The organism is Bacillus sp. FJAT-29814, from assembly GCF_001510715.1.
Classification (GTDB): domain Bacteria; phylum Bacillota; class Bacilli; order Bacillales; family Cytobacillaceae; genus Neobacillus.
Map to the genome: position 1 here is coordinate 172,807 of NZ_LMTJ01000004.1, position 20,905 is coordinate 193,711.

Sequence of the window (20,905 nt, forward strand, 5' to 3'; positions counted from 1 at the left end):
CTTCATCACCCTCCTAACCCAAGCATGAGCGTCTCAAGTGTGGCTTGAAGCGGCGAGCTAAGGACACTTGGGTAAACACCAATTAACACGATTAACAGCATTAATACGATAACCGGCACGAATTCAACGCCTTTTAGGTCAGCCACCCCGACAAATTCGCGGTGCGCCTTTCCGTAGGTCATGCCAAGCACGGCCCGCAGCAGGTAGGCGGCGGTCATGATAATGCCGATGCATCCGACTGCGGCAATCCAAGGTAGCTCGCGGAACAAGCCGAGGAAGGCCATGAATTCGCTAACGAATCCGGACATGCCCGGCAGCCCGAGCGATGCCATCGCAGCAGCGAGCAGAAACCCGGCTGCAATCGGCATCCCCTTGGCCAGTCCGCCAAGGTTGTCGATCAGCGATGTATCGGTACGCTCGTACAAGACGCCGACAAGGAAGAACAATAATGCTGAAATCAATCCGTGAGAAATCACTTGAAAAATCGCTCCCTGGATTCCAGCTTCGTTCATCGCCGCAAGTCCAATTAGCACGATTCCCATGTGGGAAATCGAAGAATAGGCGAGCACCATTTTGAAATCGGTTTGAATGAATGCCAGGAACGCTCCGTACAACAGGTTTATCACGCCAAGGATGGCAATCGCCACGGCCAGCGTTTCAAACTGTTCTGGAAAAATCCCCATTCCGAAGCGGATCAACCCGTAGGCACCGATTTTTAATAGAATCCCAGAGTGAATCATAACCACGGCAGGAGGCGCCTGCACGTGCACGCGCAGCATCCAGCTGTGCAATGGGAAAATCGGCAGTTTGACGCCGAAAGCAACCAATAACGAAATCAACAAGCCAAGCTTCAATGCTCCGGATAAAGGTGCCGTTTCGTCGGTCATGATATTGGCCAAGAGGTCGATATTGGTCGTGCCTGTTTTGGCAAATAGAATCATGATGACGATTAACAATACCGCAGAACCCAATCCGTTGTAGATTAAGAAGCTGTAAGCGGCTTTTTCTTTTTCAAAATAACCCCATTTCCCAATCAGGAAGAAGGTTGGAATCAGCGTAATCTCAAAGAATAGGAAGAACAGAATCAAGTTTTCTGCGGTAAACACACCGAGCATGCCGATTTCAAGCAGCAAGAACAGCATGAAAAACCCTTTCCATTCTTTCTTTACGTATCTGGCCGCAATCGCCGCCAGCGTCGCGACTACTGCAGTCAAGACAACTAGCAGCAGTTGAAATCCGCTTAAGCCAAGCTCGTAATAAACCGAGTAAATCGGCTCATTGACGTTCATGCCGCGGAACTGAATCCACTCGGTCGACACGGCGAAATCGGACAATTCTTTGCCGTCAAGGAAATGCAAGTAGGCAGCAAGCCCAAGTGCCAATGGCGGCAGCGTGGCCAGAAATCCGATTAGCTTGATCAATTTTTCCTGTGTTTTTGGCAGCAGCGCTAGAACGGCAATTCCTGCCAAAGGGGAGAATACGAGTGTTGTCAGTACCCATGATAGATTCATCGTAAATACCCCCCTGTTAACGCAAAGATGACTGCGAGCACCGCAAGTGAGACAAACGCCACCGTACCGTACGTCTGCGTGCGGCCGGTCTGCATTTTGGAGCCCGTCGCCCCAAGACCTTGGACAATTCCTGCGACGCCCTTGACGATGCCTTCGACAATGAAGGTGTCAATGAAGCGCAGCAGATAGCTGAAGACGTTTGTAAAAGCAATCACAGTCTTTTGATAGAACTCGTCAATGTAATATTTGTTGTATAAAACGGTATACAGCATGCCGCCTTGACCGCTGAGCCAGTCGCGGGCAATCGAGCGTTTGCCGTAAATGAGCCATGCCAAGTAGATTCCCGCTAAGGAAATGACGGTGGCAGCGATCATAATCCAGATTGGGCCTTCGATATGGCCGTGGCCGAGGGCTTCGTTGCCGTCAACCAACCAGTCACCGAGGAAGGAACCGAACCATGGCGTGTTCACATAACCGGCGATGACAGCGAGTACGCCGAGTACAACCATCGGCATGGTCATCACGGATGGTGATTCGTGCACATTTTTCTGTTGTCCGCGAGATTCTCCGGTAAACACCATGAAGAACAGGCGGAACATATAGAATGCGGTCATAAACGCCGCGATTAACGCTAACAGGAACAGCACTGGATGGCCGCCTTCCCATGCCGCAACTAAAATTTCGTCTTTCGAAAAGAAACCGGATAATCCCGGAACCCCGGAGATGGCCAGCGTGCCGATCAAGAACAACGGTCCGGTCAGCTTTAATTTTTTCCATAGGCCGCCCATTTCCTCGATATTCTGCGTATGTACCGCATGGATTACCGAACCGGCTGCCAGGAAAAGAAGCGCCTTGAAAAACGCGTGTGTCATCAGGTGGAACACCCCGGCGACATAGCCGGCAGAGCCGAGCGCCAACATCATGTAGCCTAGCTGGCTGACGGTTGAATACGCGAGGACTCGCTTAATATCCGTTTGCACCAAGCCGATGCTGGCAGCGAAAATCGCGGTGAACGCCCCGACCGTCGCCACGGTGAGCATCGCCGTCGGGCTTGCGCTGAACAGCGGGAATAGTGCCGCTACCAAGTACACCCCGGCAGCAACCATCGTTGCGGCGTGGATGAGAGCCGAAACTGGTGTCGGACCTTCCATCGCGTCCGGAAGCCAGGTGTGGAGCGGGAACTGACCTGATTTACCAATCGCCCCGATGAAGATGAGAATGGCGGTCAATGTCAGCATCGTGTTCGATACAGCGCCAGCCTCAACGGCTTGGAAAATTTCGCTGTATTCAAAGCTTTTCGTTTGCCAGAACAGCAAGATCATCCCGATGAGGAGACCCACGTCGCCAATCCGGGTCATGATGAAGGCCTTTTTTGCAGCGGCCTTCGCTTCTTCTTTGTAAAAATAAAAACCGATTAACAGGAACGAACCGACACCGACCAGTTCCCAGAAGATGTAAGTTTGCAGCAGGTTTGGCGAAATGACCAAGCCGAGCATCGCAAACGTAAAGAGTCCTAAATAAGCATAGAATACTGGCATCCGCTCGTCGCCGTGCATATACCCTTTTGAGTATGTATGTACGAGGAAACTGACAAGCGATACGATAAACAGCATTAATGCATTCAATTGATTCACTTCAAAACCCGCTGTTAGATGCAGATCTCCTATCGTGAGCCAGTCAAACTTCTTGAGGAAGGTTGGCTCCGAAAAGCGCTCGAACAGGACGAGAATCGAGAAGACCAGCGACGCCAGCGTGAAGAGAATCCCCACATACGCACTCGCCTCCTTCAGCCGCTTACCGATCAGAAGAAGGATCAAAAACGATAATAGCGGGAAAAGCGGTATAAGCCATGCATTTTCCATCATTATCAAATCCCCTTAATTTTGAGTGGAGAACTTCCCACCCCAAATTTGTAGAAATTACTTTATGTTAGTTCTTCATTGAATCCATTTCATCAATGTTGACGGTTCTCTTGTTGCGGTACAGTGCCATCAGGATTGCAAGGCCAACGGCTGCTTCCGCCGCGGCAACGGCCATTGCGAAGAGGGCGAAGACCTGTCCGTCGATGTTTGGATTCAGCCCGTATTTGCTGAAAGTTACGAGATTGATATTAGCGGCGTTCAGCATTAATTCAATAGAAATTAACACGATAACCGTATTTTTCTTCGTTAACGCACCGTACAGGCCGATGCAGAATAAAATGAGTGCCAATGCCAAGAAGGCTGAAGCGGGGACTGAACTCATTCCTTGTCCGCCTCCTTATCTTCCCGTTTTGCCAAAATAATCGCGCCGACCAAGGCAGCCAACAGCAATACGGATACTAATTCAAATGGAATAATAAATCGTGAGTATAGCGCCTTGCCGATTTCCAGCGTATTATTGACATGCAAGTCGCTAGGCGTCTGATCGATTGGGAAATTGTAAATGCCGATATACACCGCAAAGGCAAACCCGACAACCCCAAGGAACAGAAGGACATTTCTCAGCCTGCCGCCTTTTGATTCACTGCTTTCATCATCGTACGGCTTCGTCAACATGATGGCGAATAGCATGATGATGGTGATGGCTCCGGAATAAATCAGCACCTGGACCGCAGCGATGAATTCCGCCGACAGCAGGACGTAGATTCCGGCGATACTGACAAATGTAAAAATTAAGGCCACGACCATGTGAACGACTTTGTTCAGGTTAAGTAAAAGCACGCCGCCGATGATCGCCACAAGCGCCAAGGCCATAAATGCGAAAAATTCACCTGTTAAGGTCATGCTTTATTCACCTGCCGTACGTTTTCGTCGTTTTCATCCAAATACTCAAGGTTTTTAAATAACATGTCACGGCTGTACTCAGCAAGCTCAAAGTTATTTGTCATAACGATGGCCTCTGTCGGGCACACCTCCGTGCACAGGTCACAAAGAATGCAGATTTCAAAGTTAATATCGTACGTATCGATAATTTTCCCTTTTTTCGTCGGGTCCGGATGCTTCTTGCCAGTCAGCTGAATGCACTCCGTCGGACAAATATTTGCACACTGGTTACACACAATACATTTTTCCGGATAGAACTTCTGAATACCGCGGAACCGATCCGGCAGCGGCAGCGGCTCATTCGGATAATCATACGTAACCTTCTCGCGCGTTAACTGCTTCAGGGTATACTTCAAGCCTTTCGCTAATCCAAGCACGTCTTTCACCCCTTTTAAAAATTTTCAAGCTTATATTGATACACGCCAGGATGTCCACCCCACGTGGACAGTGTCCACGGCTGGTGCCTGACACCAAAAACTTTTTTTAAAAGAACAATGATTTAATAATCGCAGTCAAGAAAATGTTCCCCAGCGCTACTGGCAGCAACACTTTCCAGGCGAATTCCATCAGTTTGTCTGCGCGCATCCGCGGGAATGTGGCACGGAACCACAGGAAGAGAAACAGGACGGCGCTAAATTTCAAGGCAAACCAGACGGACCCCGGTATGAAGTCGAGGAATCCAATTGGCGCGAGCCAGCCCCCGAAGAACAGCACGACGATTAATGATGTCATCGCAAACAAGTACACATACTCGGCGAGCATGAAGAACGCCCAGCGGAATCCAGTGTATTCGGTATGGTAACCGGCAACAAGCTCCGACTCCGATTCTGGCAGGTCAAACGGAATCCGGCTTAACTCTGCGGTCGCTGCAATCAGGAACACAATAAACCCAATCGGCTGCAGCAAAATGAACCAGCCGTGCTCCTGCGCATGGACAATCTCATTCAAGTTCAAGCTGCCTGACAATAACACGACACCAAGCACCGACATGACCAGCGGAATTTCATACGAAATCATCTGTGCCGTCGCCCGTGCGCCCCCTAACAGCGAGTACTTGTTGTTAGAGGCCCAACCGCCTAGCAGCATGCCAAACACGGTCATCCCGGAAACGGCCACATAATACAGCAGCCCGACGCCGATGTCGGCAAACTGCAAATGATCCGTAAATGGAATCGCCGCCACAACCATGAAGGATGGTGCGAAAGCAATGACCGGTGCCAAAATGAACATCGGACGGTCAGCTAATTTCGGAATAATATCTTCTTTTAATAAAAGCTTTAAGACGTCCGCTACCGTCTGCAGCAACCCGAAGCGGCCGCCGAGCTGGTTCGGGCCGTGCCGGAGCTGGATATACCCCAACACCTTCCGCTCCGCCAAAATACCGAAGGTTACGAACCCCAAAATGACCAATAACAGGACAAGTCCTAAAACAAAGAAAATCAAAAAGTTAAATAATCCGGGACTCGACTGCAGCATATCTTGTATCATCAGCCGTCCACCTCTCCAAGAACAATATCAATCGCTCCCAAAATCGCAATCATATTCGCGATGTTTTCTCCCTTCAACAGCTTCGGAAGAATTTGCAAATTGTAGAACGATGGTCTTCTAAACTTCATGCGGTACGGTTCTTTTTTCCCGTCGCTGTAAATGTAGCAGCCGATTTCGCCGCGCGGTGACTCGATACGGACATATGCTTCCCCTTTTGGCGCCTTGATAATTTTTGGCACCTTGGCGAGAATTGCGCCTTCCGCCGGGAATTGTTCGACAGCCTGCTCGAGGATCTTTAGGGATTCCTCGACCTCCGCCATACGGCATTGGTAGCGAGCCCAAGCGTCGCCGCCCTCACGTGTCGGCACCTCGAACTGGAATCGGTCGTAAATCGAATACGGCTCATCCTTGCGCAGGTCCCATTTCACGCCGGTACAGCGCAGGTTTACCCCGCTCAACGAGTAATGAATCGCATCTTCCTTCGTGTATTTCCCGATACCTTTTACCCGGTTCAAGAAAATTTCATTCCCGGTCACAAGGCTGTGGTAGCCGGCAAGCTGCTCGCGCATGTACGGGATAAAGTCTCTTACTTTTTCAATCCAGCCTTCTGGAGCATCCCACTTGACGCCGCCAACGCGCATATAGTTGAACGTCAGGCGGGCACCGGAAAGCTCGTTCAGCATATTGATAATCATTTCACGTTCACGGAACGCATAAATAAACGGACTCGTCGCCCCAAGGTCGAGCAAGTAGGTGCCCCACCACACGAGGTGGCTCGCCACCCGTCCGAGTTCCATCGCAATTACCCTCAAGTATTCGGCCCGTTCCGGCACCTGAATGCCCATCATCGTTTCAACGGCGTGGCAGATGACATAGTTGTTCGTCATCGCCGACAGGTAGTCCATCCGGTCGGTGTACGGAATGATTTGCGTGTATTGCAGGTTTTCCGCCAATTTTTCCGTTCCGCGGTGCAAATAGCCGATGACAGGCTGGGCGTCGGTAATAATTTCCCCGTCCAGTTTGACCACGAGCCGGAACACGCCGTGGGTACTCGGATGCTGAGGACCGACGTTGAGCATCATTTCTTCTGTTTTGATCATTGGCTATACCTCCACATCATAAGGCTCATAGTCTTTTCTTAGTGGATGGCCAACCCAATCTTCGCCAAGCATAATCCGATGCAAGTTCGGATGTCCGGTAAATTTAATGCCAAGTAAATCGTACGCTTCACATTCTGGCCAGTCTGCGCCTGCCCAGATTGGCTGCAAGGATTCGATTGTCGGGTCATCACGGTCAATCTTCACTTTGACAGCGACCGATTGACGGTTTCGGTATGAGTATAAGTGAACATAAATTTCCATATGTGTTTCAAAGTCTGTCCCATGAAGCTCTGACATGTAGTCAAATCCCAACAGCTCATTATATTTCAAAAATTGAGCCAGCTTGTAGTACTGCTCGCGCTTGACCACTAGAGTTGGAACATCCTTTGAGAGTTTATTAATATAAGAATCTTCGAGAACATCAGGTCCCATATTCTCTCCGATTACCTTGAGATACTTATCTAAGTATGGCTGGTTCGGTGATGGTTGGGCCGCTGCTGTTTCAGCTGCGTCTGAGGCTCCCGCTGCGCCACCTTTTGCTGCTGCGGCTGCTTTTGCCTTCGCTGCTGCTGCCGCTTTCGCCTTAGCTTTCGCTGCGGCGATCGCTTTGGCTTTTTCATCGTCACCGGCCGGCTCTTCTGCTCCGCCTTCACGGGCTGCCTTCGCTTTGGCCGCTGCCGCTGCTTTCGCCTTGGCTGCTGCTGCCGCCTTTGCTTTTGCCGCCGCTGCCGCTTTCGCCTTGGCGTCGTCTCCAGCTGGCTCCGCTTCGTCCGCTGCGCTTACGCCCGCATCCGCGCCGCCCGCAAGCTCCATCGCTTTGCGTTTGGCCGCTGCCGCTGCTTTTGCTTTCGCTACTGCTGCTGCCTTTTTCTTGGCAAGGTCATCGGCGTCATCAGAAGCCGCACCGCTCGCTTCTGCCGCCGGTGAATCCGTTTCGTCTGCGATTCCTTCGCGTTTCTTTTTCGCTAATGCTGCCGCTTTCGCTTTTGCTGCAGCCGCTGCCTTCTTCTTAGCGAGATCGTCTGAGTCCGAGCCCGCTTCCGCTGCTGTCTCTACCGCTAGCTCCTCCACTTTTGGAACCTCTACCGTTGCTGGCTCCTCTTCCACGATTCCCTCGCGCTTTTTCTTAGCTAAAGCTGCGGCCTTTGCTTTCGCTGCTGCCGCCGCCTTTTTCTTGGCAAGATCATCCGCATCCCCGCCTGCTGCCGGAGCTTCCGGTGCCTTAGGTGGTTCAGGCTTCACCTCAGCCTTAGGCGCTTCAGCAGGCTTGTCGCTAGACCCTTGAGCCGCTGCCCGGGCTGCACGCTTTGCAGCTGCCTCGGCCTTTGCCTTGGCCACGGCCTCCCGCTTCAATTGTTCGAGATCTTTTTCCCCGCTCATTTATCAGGTCACCTTCTTCCCAGTCTTCGCCTCGTAGCGAATCTTTTCCTTTAACTTATTAATGCCATAAATTAAAGCAGCCGGATTCGGAGGACAGCCTGGAATATATACATCAACCGGAACAATCTGGTCGACACCCTTAACCACGGAATACGATTTGACATACGGACCGCCGGCCGTCGCACATGAACCCATCGCGATTACCCATTTCGGCTCCGGCATTTGGTCATACAACCGGCGCAAAATCGGCGCCATTTTTTTCGTCACCGTACCGGACACAATCATGCAGTCGGACTGACGCGGCGATGGACGGAAGAACGAGCCAAACCGGTCAAGGTCATAGTGCGCCGCACCGACACCCATCATTTCAATCGCACAACAAGCCAGACCAAATGTCACCGGGTACAGCGAACTGCTTCGCGCCCAGGCCTTCACTTGCTCCAGCGAAGTCATAAATACATTCTGCTGCAACTCTTTCAATTCCAAATCGGTAATGCCATCCAGTTTTAAATCCATCGTAGCACCTTCTTTTTCCAAGCATAAACCAGGCCGATTAACAGCATAACCACGAAAATTAACATTTCGATCAATGCAAATACGCCCAGCTTGTCATAGGCCACCGCCCATGGATATAAAAATACTGTTTCTACGTCAAAAATAACAAACATCAGGGCAAAAATATAATAGCGGACATTGAACTGCACACGTGAATCGTGAAAAGGTTCAACACCGCTCTCATATGTGGTCATCTTCGCGTCGCTGGGCTTAGACGGACGCAGAAGCTTCCCCAAATATAATGCCACCACTGGCAGCAAAACCCCAAGACACAGAAACACAAACACTATCAGATAATTATTCTGATATACATTTAAAAGTTCCATGTCTATCCCCTCCAATGTTGTAAATTTTCATACTAATGAATATTGTAACCGAATTCATTATAGCATTGTTACAAACTTGTGTCGACAAGCCAAACCAGTTAAAATTTGAATTCTATTCGCCGCAAAATTTGCTATTTTTTTGCCCTTGTGAGCTCGCTCACAAAAGGGTGGAAAACTAGAGAATTTTGCAATCTGAAGCGGTATCTGAAGCGCAATGTGTGTAGGCACATGGCACTAAAATTCAAATTTTCACTATCCTTGTCAAGAGACAAAAGCCTCCCACCCCTGAGCATTTGTGCAGCAAATGCGAATTGCCCTATGTACATGCTAAAAAATTCGGATACCTTACTACTATAATAACAAACCGTCAACCCTGTCAGTGAGAATTGTTAATATTTGTTCATAATTTCACGTGTCTTTTTTTAAAAACAAAACCAAAACGTCGGGAAAAAGCCGCCGTACACCAATTTCACCGAGAAAAGCGTTCGTCACACCCAACCCTTCACCCTACAATTTTATTCAGCAGCACTCAATTCATTCAAAATAACGCAAAACTGGTCCAAAACTCACAGAACTTGGCCGCGCGGCTGACCTCATAGCACCCCTTTCTACTTTCTTTGATCAAAGTTGTGGATGATTCTTGTCATTTTACGAATATTATTGGTCAGAATGCAACATTTATTGGTCACTTCAACAAATTTATTGGTCGCTTTAACAAGTTTTCTGGTCAGATTCCCGATTATTATGGTCAATCAGTCCAACAACACAAAAAACCCCTCCAGCCGACTCCAAAAAGCCAGCCAAAGGGGTTTTCCTATAAACTCGGTTGCCCGAGCAAAAATTTAGAAATTATTTACTTTCCGCTACCGTCAAACGATTGATGGCACGGCGCAGCGCTAGCTCGGCACGCTTGAAATCGATATGCTCGAGTTTCGCATCCTTCATTCGCTGCTCGGCACGTTCCTTCGCTCTAGAGGCGCGTTCCACGTCGATCGCAGATGCCATTTCAGCAGCCTGTGCCAACACGGTCACCTGATCCGGGCGAACCTCGAGAAATCCGCCACTGACGGCGATAAACTCGGTTTTGCCATCCTTTTTCAGGCGGACAGAGCCAATTTCGAGCGGAGCGACCATCGGCACGTGACCAGGCAAAATCCCTAGCTCACCGGTAAGAGCTTTTGTACTAACCATTTCCACATCTGATTCATACACCGGGCCATCGGGAGATACAACACTGACTTTCATCGTCTTCATTTTTTACCCTCCCTGACAGGATTAAACCTCTACGCCCATGCGTTTTGCGGCTTCAACCACATCTTCAATGCGGCCGACAAGACGGAACGCATCTTCTGGAAGATGGTCATATTTACCTTCGAGGATTTCCTTGAATCCGCGAACTGTTTCCTTAACAGGAACGTATGAACCCGGCTGACCAGTGAACTGTTCAGCAACGTGGAAGTTTTGTGATAAGAAGAACTGGATTCGGCGGGCACGGTGCACGACTAACTTGTCCTCGTCACCAAGTTCATCCATACCGAGGATTGCGATGATATCCTGCAATTCACGGTAACGCTGTAATGTTTGCTGCACTTTACGAGCTACCTCGTAGTGCTCTTCGCCAACAACCTCAGGTGTTAATGCACGAGAAGTTGAAGCAAGTGGATCCACCGCAGGGTAGATACCCATTTCAGAAAGCTTACGCTCAAGGTTTGTTGTTGCATCCAAGTGCGCGAAAGTTGTTGCTGGAGCCGGGTCAGTATAGTCATCGGCTGGTACGTAAATCGCTTGGATGGATGTAACAGAACCTACGTTAGTAGATGTAATACGCTCTTGCAATTTACCCATTTCCGTAGCAAGTGTCGGCTGGTAACCTACCGCAGATGGCATACGGCCAAGTAGCGCGGAAACCTCGGAACCTGCTTGCGTGAAACGGAAGATGTTATCGATGAAGAACAACACGTCTTGTCCTTGCTCATCACGGAAATATTCAGCCATGGTCAAACCAGTCAAGGCAACACGCATACGTGCTCCCGGCGGCTCGTTCATCTGACCGAATACCATCGCTGTTTTGCTGATAACGCCTGAATCTGTCATTTCATGATACAGGTCGTTTCCTTCACGAGTACGCTCGCCAACGCCGGCGAATACGGAAATACCGCCGTGCTCTTGGGCGATGTTGTTGATTAACTCCTGAATTAATACGGTTTTACCTACACCGGCACCACCGAACAGGCCAATCTTACCACCCTTAATGTACGGAGCAAGCAAGTCTACTACTTTAATACCCGTTTCAAGAAGTTCTACCTGTGTAGAAAGATTTTCAAATGTTGGTGCTTCGCGGTGTATCGAATCACGGCGCTCGCTTGCTGGAATTTCTTCCTTAAGGTCGATTACATCACCTAACACGTTAAATACACGGCCTAATGTAGGATTACCAACCGGTACAGAAATCGGTCTGCCCGTGTCCTCTACCTCCAACCCGCGAACTAGCCCGTCAGTAGATGACATCGCGATTGTACGAACCGTGTCATCACCTAGATGAAGAGCGACTTCAAGGGTTAAGTCGATATCAACCTCTGACGCATTGTGTGCTTTATTGACAATTCTTAATGCATTATAGATCGCAGGCAGATGACCATTTTCAAACTTAACGTCAACAACCGGACCCATAATCTGAAGAACATGTCCTTTGCTCATCGTTTTCCCTCCTAACTTACTCTGTTAAAACCAAACCTGTATAGTAAAAACGAACATTTATTTTTCAAAAATCATTGTCCAGCTCTACTCAAGCGCTGCGGCGCCGCCGACGATTTCGGTGATTTCCTGTGTGATGGCGGCTTGGCGCGCGCGGTTGTAGCTCAGCGTGTAACTGCGAATCAGTTCGCTGGCGTTATCGGTAGCGTTGCGCATCGCGGTCATCCGGGCAGCATGCTCACTGGCTTTGCTGTCAAGCAGGGCACCGTAAATCAAGCTCTCTGCGTATTGCGGCAGGAGAACTTCGAGAATCTCTTCGGCATTCGGCTCAAATTCATAGGAAGTGAGCTTGTGAGAAGTTGTCAGATCCGTTAACGGAAGTAGCTTCTTCTCGGTAACTTCCTGTGAAATCGCGCTGATATAGTGACTGTAATAGATATATAGTTCATCGAATGTGCTGTCCTCGAACATGCCAACGGTTGCGCTTGTCAAGTCTTTGATGTCCTGGAAGCTTGGCTGGTCGGAAACCCCGACGATTTCCAGCGCTACGTTATAGCCGCGCTTGACAAAAAAGTCACGCGCAACCCGGCCGATGGCGATGATGGCGAACTCATCATTCGATTTATGACGACTTTGGATTGTTTGATGGACTTTACGGATGACGTTACTGTTGAACGCTCCAGCCAGTCCACGGTCGGATGTCATGACGATATAGCCGGTCTTTTTTACCGGACGATGCTGCAGCATTGGATGAACTACGCCGCCTGCGCCGATTGCGATCGATGCCGTAACCTCCTGGATTTTTTCCATATAAGGCACGAACGATTTCGCATTCAGGACGCCGCGGTTCCACTTCGCTGCCGAGGTCATCTCCATCGCTTTGGTAATCTGACTCGTCTTTTTCGTCGAATTAATCCGATTTTTAATATCGCGTAATGATGCCATTGGTTCTCACCACCCTCATTTAAAGAAATGTTGGGCTCGGGGAACGACGCGAATACGCAATCGCCCACCCAAAGCCATTCTAAAAATTAGACTCTATTATTCAGAAGCGGCAAACGTCTTTTTGAAGGCGTTGATTGCTTCAGCCATATCTTCGTCAGCCGGAAGGTTCTTCGTTTTCGTGATATGGTCTAACAGGTCTTTGCGGTTGTGGTCTAACCAATTATGGAATTCAGACTCAAAACGACGAATGTCCTGCAATGGAATATCATCAAGGAATCCGCGTGTTAATGCGTAAAGGATTGCAACCTGCTTCTCAACAGAAAGCGGCTTGTTCAAATCTTGCTTCAGAACCTCAACAGTACGGGCACCACGAGCAAGCTTTGCTTGTGTCGCTTTATCAAGGTCAGAACCGAACTGAGCAAACGCCTCAAGTTCACGGTAAGAAGCAAGGTCAAGACGAAGTGTACCGGCAACTGCCTTCATTGCCTTGATTTGCGCCGAACCACCTACACGGGATACGGAAAGACCTGCGTTGATCGCTGGACGTACACCGGAGAAGAATAGGTCGGATTGCAAGAAAATCTGTCCATCAGTGATGGAGATAACGTTTGTTGGGATATAAGCAGAAACGTCACCTGCTTGTGTTTCGATAAATGGCAATGCTGTGATCGAACCGCCACCAAGTGAATCATTTAATTTTGCAGCGCGCTCAAGTAAGCGTGAGTGCAAGTAGAAAACATCCCCTGGATATGCTTCACGGCCTGGAGGACGGCGAAGTAACAAGGAAAGTTCACGGTAAGCAGATGCTTGCTTTGTTAAGTCATCATATACAATTAATACGTGCTTGCCGTTGAACATGAACTCTTCACCCATAGCAACCCCTGCATATGGTGCCAAGAACAGCATTGGAGCAGGCTGTGATGCAGATGCAGACACAACGATGGAGTATTCCAACGCACCGTTTTTACGAAGAGTTTCAACCGCGTTACGTACAGTTGATTCTTTTTGTCCGATCGCTACATAGATACAAATCATGTCTTGACCTTTTTGGTTGATGATTGTATCGATGGCAACGGATGTTTTACCAGTTTGACGGTCACCGATGATCAACTCACGCTGGCCGCGTCCGATTGGCACAAGGGCGTCAATCGCTTTAATACCAGTTTGCAGAGGCTCATGAACGGATTTACGAGCCATAACGCCTGTCGCTACTTGCTCAACAGGGCGGGTTTTTTTCGCATTGATTGGACCCATGCCATCAATTGGTTGTCCCAATGAGTTAACAACACGTCCAATTAGTTCCTCACCAACCGGAACCTCCATGATGCGTCCTGTACGACGAACCTCGTCACCTTCTTTAATTTCAGTGAAAGGTCCAAGAATGATAATACCGACGTTATTTTCTTCAAGGTTTTGTGCCATGCCCATAACGCCGTTTGCGAATTCAACAAGTTCTCCAGCCATGACATTGTCAAGGCCATGAATACGTGCGATACCGTCACCGACAGAGATAACAGTACCAACATCGGTCACGTGAATTTCTGCCTGATAGTTTTCAATTTGCTTTTTTATCAGGGCGCTGATTTCTTCAGCTTTGATGCTCATGAGTTTCACCCCTATCTATGATTCTTAGCCTAACAATTTTCTTTCAAGACGGTCTAACTTGCCACGCAATGACCCGTCATATATACGATTTCCGATGCGAAGCTTTAAGCCTCCGAGCAACTCGGAATCCACGTAGTTTTCAATCTTCAGTGAGCTCTTGCCAATTTTTGCAGCAAAAACAGCCGATAATGCCTGGCGTTCCGCGTCAGAAAGCGGACGAGTGCTTGTCACTTCAGCCTCGGCAATACCCAGTTCCTGATTGGCCAGCTCAATGTATTCGTTTGCCACATTGACGATTTCGCCTTCACGGTGGCGGTCAATCAAAATCAACAAAGTATTTAACACATACTGATTAACTGCTGCAAATGCCTGCGTCACAATCTCTTTTTTCTTATCAATCGTAAGCTTGGAAGATTTCAAGACAGCATTTAGCTCCGGTGTGTATTGGAGGACTTCCTTAACAACACGAAGCTCCGCCTCTAACTCAGTCAGAAGCCGCTGTTCTTTGGCGATTTGTAAAAGAGCAAGCGCATAGCGTTTTGCTACCATCGAGCTGCTCATCGGATATCTCCCGCCTCTTGAATGTATTCGTTAATGAGTTTATCTTGGTCGGCTGCATTCAATTCTTTCTCAATTACCTTAGAGGCAACCAAAATTGAAAGATGAGCCACTTGTTCGCGAATCGCTGCAACTGCTTTTTCCTTCTGCTGCTCGATTTCAAGCTTCGCGCCCTCTTTCAAGCGCTCTGCTTCTGCACGGGCGGCGGCAATGATTTCTTCACGCTGCACATCGCCTTGCTTTCTCGCATTTTCCATCATAGATTGCGCTTCGTTGCGCGCTTCTTTTAAAAGATTGCGTTGTTCTTCCAATAGTTTTGCTGCTTCTTTGCGGCTATTTTCCGCGGCTGTGATTTCGCCAGCCACGTGCTCTTCACGCTGTTTCATGATGCCCATCAACGGACCCCATGCAAACTTTTTGAGCAAGAGCATTAACACGATAAACATCGCAAGCTGGAACACGATATCACCAGTATTAATTCCACTGTGTTCAGCCGCAGCACCTAAAACTAGACTGCTTGTAGTTAACACCTCGGGTTCACTCCCTTCAAGAGTCATTCCTCTATATCAGATCGATTATTTTCATTTTTAAAAAATAATTTCGCGACTAATGGCCGCACCTCTAAAAGACATAAACGAATGGCGAAGGTTCTCACGAATGATCTTCGCCATTTTTTGACCAACGTAAGCGTTGATTATTGACCTTGAACCATGAACGCGATAACAACCGCGATGATCGGAATCGCCTCAACTAACGCTACCCCGATGAACATTGTTGTTTGAAGCATACCACGAGCTTCTGGCTGACGTGCGATACCTTCAACTGTTTTAGATACGATAAGACCGTTACCAATACCTGCACCTAGTGCGGCTAAACCGATTGCAATTGCTGCTGCTAAAAGACCCATTAGAAAATTTCCTCCTTTAAATGTATGAATAAATAAATTTTATTGGGTTTATATTAATGGTCGCTGCTCACTTTGTGAGACAAGTACACCATTGTTAACATTGTAAAGATAAACGCTTGGATTGCGCCTACGAAAACAGAGAAACCTTGCCATGCCAGCGTCGGTAAGATTGCGGCGATTGTCCCGCCCACACCAGTAGCTAGCCCGCCGGCGAGTAATCCCAACAGAATCTCACCCGCGTAAATGTTACCGTAAAGACGGAGACCGAGAGTCAGAGTATTCGCAAACTCCTCGATAATTTTAATCGGGAACATGAACCAAAACGGTTTAAAGAATTCCTTACCGTAAGCGGCTGTTCCTTTCAGCTTAACGCCATAGTAGTGGGACAGACCCACGATTAATGTTGCCAGTGTCAGCGTAACCGCTGGATCGGCGGTTGGAGATTTCCACCATAGTACGCCGTCAATCACGACAGCAAATGGAAGTCCCAGCATATTCGCCACAAAGATATACATGATGATGGTGATTCCAAGTACATGGAACCGGCCGCCATCCTTCCAATCCATTGTACTGTTGATGATATTTTTCACAAAATCCATGATCCATTCCATGAAGTTTTGCATGCCTGTCGGCTTCATCGCCAGTCGTCTTGTTGACAAAACGGCAAGTAAAAAGACAATTGCAGACGCAACCGTAATCATTAACACGTTTGCCAGGTTAAATTGGAGACCCAGAAATGTAACTATCGGATTTTCATGATGCAACAGTATTCACCTCGCTTCCCCCGCTATTTATGTATTTTTTACTGAGTGTATAAAAAAATCTATCATAATGACAATATAGGATGTCATTAATCCTATAACCACGCTGATGAGGTGAAACTCTTCAGGATACCTCATCGCTACGACAACAGCGAGTGCCCCTGTTGCCATTCTTGAAAATGAGCCAAGCGAGCGGACTTTTTTCCTTTGCAGGACTTTTTCGCCGAATTGATCCGTTTTTCTGACCATTAACCACAAATTAAAAAGGCTCAAACTCGTCCCAAAAATCAACCCCAAAAAGATTGATTTGTAAGCGGTGAACCCCCAGCCAAGTACATAAATAGACAATAAATAAAAGATCCATCTTCGTTGTCTCGAGAACATCGCTTGTAATTCGGGCATGGCTGCTTAATCTCCTGAAAAGAAATGACGGACTGACACCAACATCGAGTATATGCCTGCGGCAAGCCCAATGAACAATCCGATTATTAAGAAAATTGGTTCTGTGTCCCAGTGCTTATCCAGCCACTTGCCAGCAAAAACACCGACTAAGGTGCATCCAGCCAGACTGGCGAGAATCGTGGACATAAGAGCCATCGCCGTAAATGGATTGCGGTCTTTTTTCATAAGAAAATCATCCTCACGATCAGAGAATGAAGTGCTATGTAAAGTGGTAATTGGGAATTAGAATTGCCGGCTTTGCGGCAGGTAAAAATGGCAGAATTCCTATGAAAACCCTATCATTTACACCCTTTGTTAGCATACAATAGGCACCCAGCAATGTCAATGAATTTACGTGAATTAATCCACAAACAATTTCCCGAAACTTTTACCAATTTACTGTGACTTACATCACTTTTATTTTATTGGAAAAAATGGCTGTAATTTGACTAATTTGTGTCTATTTTGTGAACTTTTCAGTTTGGTGTCAGGCACCAATGTGGATAATTCTAACAATGTGAATTTGTGGATATGTTTAATTTCAGTTTTATTTCCCAAGCAGAGGCCCTGATTTTAGGGGCCTCCGATGAAGATCATGGTTTCGATGAAGTCTTCCTTGCCGGCCTTTTTGGCGAAGACTTTGGCCAGGAAGGTTCCTTTGTACGGCAGGTCTGCCTCGTTGAATTCCTTTTGGATTAACCCCTTTCTAACGTTGGTGCTAGTGTCGAGATAGCCAATGAAACGGTAATCATTCGGGTTGAACAGCGCGATGCCAAACTCCTCCGCTCCGCCCGGGACATAAACCTCATAGCGATAAGTTCCCGGCTGATCCCCTTCGCCAAAGTCAAAGCCCATAATCCTCGGATACCCCGGCTCCTCCAACACATATAAAAACGGGACATGAATAGTCTCGGACCCCGCCTGCAATTTAAGAAAGCCATCGTGGATTTTTTCCTTAAAAACCATCGGGTCAACGGCAAGCTCCACTTTCACATCCCGAGTTTCTCCCGGCCCAAGCGTGAAGGACAGCGGCATCCGCCATTCCAATCCAGCAACATGCTGAGGAACCTCAAAGGAATAGCGCTGTGGCTTGCCCCCCACATTCTCAACCTGCAGCACGGCCGTATGGACATTGCTGCTGTCAGTAAATTTTCCAAACCGGATGCTACCCGGTGTAACGAGCGATTGTGTCTTGATTGCTTCATCGACCTGAATTCGACCTGCCCCTTGCTCATAGGTACGGTAATATGGGGCAGAGGTTGGGGCAGGGTCCTTTTTACCCAGGTCAATCTTAATCTTGGGGCTGGACCCGCCGTTGGTCCCAGCTTCCCCCTTCACCAACGGTTTTGCCGTATTCATCAGCGCTGCCTTGATTTGCTCGGGTGACCAGTCGGGGTGAGCCTGCTTAATTAACGCACAGGCACCGGCGACATGCGGTGCGGCCATGCTCGTCCCCTGCAGCGACAAATACCCGCCCGGAACTGTCGAATTGATCGCCACTCCCGGAGCGACAAGGTCGGGCTTAATTTCCCATGTTTCGGTCACCGGCCCGCGCGAGCTAAAGTCCGCCATCCTGTCCCGTTCCTCCTTGACCGTAACCCTTGCCCCCAGCTCCTTCGCCTTAAGTTCTTTTCGTAAAATTTCCCCCTCACGCTTGGTGATTGCCCCAATCGGAATATCGGTGGACGAATCTAAATTGCCGATAAAGCTGCCGCTCATGTTGTTGGCAACAATTACGGCCCGTGCCCCCGCCTCTCTGGCATTTTCAGCTTTTTCCTGAAAGGTTATTTGGCCCCGTTTCATCAGGACAATTTTCCCCTGAACGTTCTTTAACTCCGTCCTTTTGCCGAACCCGCCGTCAACCAACTGAAGCGAGCGGTCAAGGTTCCATTCCGCCGAGCCTTCCATCGGCTGGACCACAACCGGTTCGCGGATTCCTTCTATTAATAAATGCGGAATGCCCATTGTCGGGGTCGAGGCCCCGACGGATATCGCCTTAGTTGATGTCCCCGGGGAACCGACGGTCCAAACATTCGGACCGGAATTACCCGACGCCGCCACTGCAACAATCCCTTTGTCGACCGCATTGTCCAGCGCCTGGCTGATCGGCAGGTCCGGACCGTTGATGCTGTTCCCGAGCGACAGGTTCATAATGTCGACCTTATCTTTAATGGCCTGTTCAATCGCCGCCAATACCTGTTCCGTCGTGCCGCCGCCTCCCGGACCAAGTGCCCGGTATGCTAGGATTTTTGCCTCTGGCGCGACGCCCATGATTTTTCCATTACCGGCAATAATGCCAGCCACATGGGTGCCATGAATCGTCGCATGCCCGGCCGTAAGTGTCTCCATCGGGTCGTCGTCATTGTCAACCAAGTCGTGCCCGCCCCCATAGCTTCGCCGCAGGTCGGGGTGGGTATAATCGACACCGGTATCAATCACCGCCACCGTTACACCCTTTCCAGTCAGCCGCTCATTCTTTTTTGAAAAAATACCGCGCGCACCATGGCCGCCAATGATTTTGACACTTTCTTCTGTTTCCACCCGGTACTCGGACACGGGCGAAACATGGGTAACCGTGGCTTGTTTTGCGAGCTGGTCGATTAGCTCTGGGCTCCCTTCAACGGAAAACCCGTTAAGCGCTTCTTGAAAAATTCGTCTCAGTTTGATGTTTTTATAGGGTTGCAGCAGCTGTTTGATTTCCTGTTCGGACTGAGGTTGGTCCAACATCACAATCGCCACGGTTTTTTCCGTTGATGTTTTCGGAATCGGCGGATGATTCAGGCTGCGTGTATGTGTGGTTGTGAGGGTTATTGAGGTTTGCAAAGCTAAAATAAATGCAAGAAGCAGTTTCATGATGGAAATTTCCCCTTTTTAGATATCCTTTTCATCGGGCGGGGAAAGTATGCGGGGATATAGTGCGGTTTTCTGGTCTGGTTTTGTGATTTTCTGGTTGGTTCAGGTTTTTGCTGGCCACTTTTCCCACCTATCTTGACCCTTCGCAAATTTATTTACGACTTTTACAGTTTTATTTACAACTTTCCTTATTTTTTTACATCTTTTTAAACTTATTTACACCTTTCCCTCTTTTATTTACAAGTTATCAGATTTATTTACATCCCCCATTTTCCCCACAAAAAAAGCCAGGCGCTTCTCAGCCTGGCTTAGGTAACTTTTCTTTAAAATTATTTCGTTCCGAATAACCGATCTCCAGCGTCGCCCAGTCCTGGCACGATGTAGCCGTGGTCGTTCAGCTTTTCGTCCAAAGCGGCAATGTAAATGTCGACGTCAGGGTGCTCCGTTTTCACTACCTCGACACCTTCCGGGGCGGCAATCAAACACATAAATTTGATATTTTTGGCACCGCGCTTTTTCAAGCTGTTAATCGCTTCAACTGCGGAACCGCCTGTTGCCAGCATCGGGTCCACAACGATGAAATCACGCTCTTCAACGTCGCTTGGCAGCTTCACATAATATTCAACCGGCTTCAGTGTCTTCGGATCGCGATATAAGCCGATATGACCGACTTTCGCCGCCGGAATCAATTTCAAGATTCCGTCCACCATGCCGATGCCAGCGCGTAAAATCGGAACGAGGCCGATCTTTTTCCCGGACAAAATCTTCGACTTCGTTGGGCACACAGGGGTTTCAATGTCAGTTTCTTCAAGCGGCATGTCTCTCGTGATTTCAAACGCCATCAACGTAGCAACCTCGTCAACAAGCTCGCGAAACTCCTTTGTGCCGGTATGTTTGTCGCGTATGTAAGTAAGTTTGTGCTGAATGAGTGGATGGTCAAAAACGTACACCTTGGCCACAATCATCGCCCCTTTTAT

22 protein-coding genes are annotated in these 20,905 nt (G+C 48.6%); all 22 read right to left on the minus strand.

Features of this window, described 5'->3' with window-relative positions:
* Window positions 1-5: 5 nt before the first annotated feature.
* Entirely contained in the window at window positions 6-1,511 is a 1,506-nt protein-coding gene (locus AR334_RS11125; RefSeq protein ID WP_066309961.1) for a NuoM family protein, read from the minus strand.
* Window positions 1,508-3,376, minus strand: a complete 1,869-nt coding sequence (nuoL, locus tag AR334_RS11130; protein WP_066309964.1) for an NADH-quinone oxidoreductase subunit L — start codon at window positions 3,374-3,376, stop codon at window positions 1,508-1,510. The genes AR334_RS11125 and nuoL overlap by 4 nt, the downstream gene beginning before the upstream one ends.
* Window positions 3,377-3,440: 64 nt before the next feature.
* A complete protein-coding gene (gene nuoK / locus AR334_RS11135; protein WP_066309967.1) occupies window positions 3,441-3,755 on the minus strand; it encodes an NADH-quinone oxidoreductase subunit NuoK in 315 nt (104 codons plus the stop codon).
* Window positions 3,752-4,276, minus strand: a complete 525-nt coding sequence (locus AR334_RS11140) for an NADH-quinone oxidoreductase subunit J (protein WP_066309969.1) — start codon at window positions 4,274-4,276, stop codon at window positions 3,752-3,754. The genes nuoK and AR334_RS11140 overlap by 4 nt, the downstream gene beginning before the upstream one ends.
* Window positions 4,273-4,692, minus strand: coding sequence for an NADH-quinone oxidoreductase subunit NuoI (gene nuoI / locus AR334_RS11145; RefSeq protein WP_066309974.1), 420 nt, complete (start codon window positions 4,690-4,692; stop codon window positions 4,273-4,275). The genes AR334_RS11140 and nuoI overlap by 4 nt, the downstream gene beginning before the upstream one ends.
* Before the next feature lie 106 nt (window positions 4,693-4,798).
* The gene (gene nuoH, locus AR334_RS11150) at window positions 4,799-5,803 is read right to left on the minus strand and encodes an NADH-quinone oxidoreductase subunit NuoH (protein WP_066309980.1); all 1,005 of its coding nucleotides are present in this window, start codon (window positions 5,801-5,803) and stop codon (window positions 4,799-4,801) included.
* Window positions 5,803-6,903, minus strand: coding sequence for an NADH-quinone oxidoreductase subunit D (locus tag AR334_RS11155; protein ID WP_066309983.1), 1,101 nt, complete (start codon window positions 6,901-6,903; stop codon window positions 5,803-5,805). Before AR334_RS11155 ends, nuoH begins: the two co-directional genes overlap by 1 nt.
* A 3-nt stretch (window positions 6,904-6,906) precedes the next feature.
* The gene (locus tag AR334_RS11160) at window positions 6,907-8,283 is read right to left on the minus strand and encodes an NADH-quinone oxidoreductase subunit C (RefSeq protein ID WP_066309988.1); all 1,377 of its coding nucleotides are present in this window, start codon (window positions 8,281-8,283) and stop codon (window positions 6,907-6,909) included.
* Window positions 8,284-8,286: 3 nt separating this feature from the next.
* Window positions 8,287-8,799 carry an NADH-quinone oxidoreductase subunit B family protein gene (locus AR334_RS11165; RefSeq protein WP_066309991.1) on the minus strand — a complete coding sequence of 171 codons (513 nt, stop codon included), beginning with the start codon at window positions 8,797-8,799 and terminating at the stop codon, window positions 8,287-8,289.
* On the minus strand, window positions 8,790-9,164 hold the full coding sequence (locus AR334_RS11170; protein ID WP_066309994.1) for an NADH-quinone oxidoreductase subunit A: 375 nt from the start codon (window positions 9,162-9,164) through the stop codon (window positions 8,790-8,792). The genes AR334_RS11165 and AR334_RS11170 overlap by 10 nt, the downstream gene beginning before the upstream one ends.
* Window positions 9,165-10,013: 849 nt before the next feature.
* The gene (locus tag AR334_RS11175) at window positions 10,014-10,418 is read right to left on the minus strand and encodes a F0F1 ATP synthase subunit epsilon (protein WP_066309997.1); all 405 of its coding nucleotides are present in this window, start codon (window positions 10,416-10,418) and stop codon (window positions 10,014-10,016) included.
* Between the two features lie 21 nt (window positions 10,419-10,439).
* Complete coding sequence (atpD, locus tag AR334_RS11180; RefSeq protein ID WP_066309999.1) at window positions 10,440-11,861, minus strand: F0F1 ATP synthase subunit beta; 1,422 nt, start codon at window positions 11,859-11,861, stop codon at window positions 10,440-10,442.
* An 84-nt stretch (window positions 11,862-11,945) separates the two neighbouring features.
* Window positions 11,946-12,803, minus strand: a complete 858-nt coding sequence (gene atpG / locus AR334_RS11185) for an ATP synthase F1 subunit gamma (RefSeq protein ID WP_066310001.1) — start codon at window positions 12,801-12,803, stop codon at window positions 11,946-11,948.
* Window positions 12,804-12,899: 96 nt separating this feature from the next.
* Entirely contained in the window at window positions 12,900-14,408 is a 1,509-nt protein-coding gene (gene atpA, locus AR334_RS11190) for a F0F1 ATP synthase subunit alpha (protein WP_066310003.1), read from the minus strand.
* Window positions 14,409-14,432: 24 nt separating this feature from the next.
* Window positions 14,433-14,969, minus strand: coding sequence for a F0F1 ATP synthase subunit delta (locus AR334_RS11195; RefSeq protein WP_066310006.1), 537 nt, complete (start codon window positions 14,967-14,969; stop codon window positions 14,433-14,435).
* Window positions 14,966-15,523 (minus strand): F0F1 ATP synthase subunit B, encoded by a 558-nt coding sequence (gene atpF / locus AR334_RS11200; RefSeq protein ID WP_066310011.1) that lies wholly within the window; start codon window positions 15,521-15,523, stop codon window positions 14,966-14,968. Before atpF ends, AR334_RS11195 begins: the two co-directional genes overlap by 4 nt.
* Before the next feature lie 137 nt (window positions 15,524-15,660).
* Window positions 15,661-15,873: a F0F1 ATP synthase subunit C gene (atpE, locus tag AR334_RS11205; RefSeq protein ID WP_053368380.1), complete on the minus strand. Its 213-nt coding sequence runs from the start codon at window positions 15,871-15,873 to the stop codon at window positions 15,661-15,663.
* A 53-nt stretch (window positions 15,874-15,926) separates the two neighbouring features.
* The gene (gene atpB / locus AR334_RS11210) at window positions 15,927-16,637 is read right to left on the minus strand and encodes a F0F1 ATP synthase subunit A (protein ID WP_066310012.1); all 711 of its coding nucleotides are present in this window, start codon (window positions 16,635-16,637) and stop codon (window positions 15,927-15,929) included.
* A gap of 27 nt (window positions 16,638-16,664) precedes the next feature.
* Window positions 16,665-17,036: an ATP synthase subunit I gene (locus AR334_RS11215; protein WP_066310015.1), complete on the minus strand. Its 372-nt coding sequence runs from the start codon at window positions 17,034-17,036 to the stop codon at window positions 16,665-16,667.
* Between the two features lie 6 nt (window positions 17,037-17,042).
* Window positions 17,043-17,261, minus strand: a complete 219-nt coding sequence (locus tag AR334_RS11220; protein ID WP_066310017.1) for an AtpZ/AtpI family protein — start codon at window positions 17,259-17,261, stop codon at window positions 17,043-17,045.
* Between the two features lie 387 nt (window positions 17,262-17,648).
* Window positions 17,649-19,928 carry a S8 family serine peptidase gene (locus AR334_RS11225; RefSeq protein ID WP_066310021.1) on the minus strand — a complete coding sequence of 760 codons (2,280 nt, stop codon included), beginning with the start codon at window positions 19,926-19,928 and terminating at the stop codon, window positions 17,649-17,651.
* Window positions 19,929-20,257: 329 nt separating this feature from the next.
* Window positions 20,258-20,887, minus strand: a complete 630-nt coding sequence (gene upp / locus AR334_RS11230) for a uracil phosphoribosyltransferase (protein ID WP_066310024.1) — start codon at window positions 20,885-20,887, stop codon at window positions 20,258-20,260.
* Window positions 20,888-20,905: the final 18 nt, after the last annotated feature.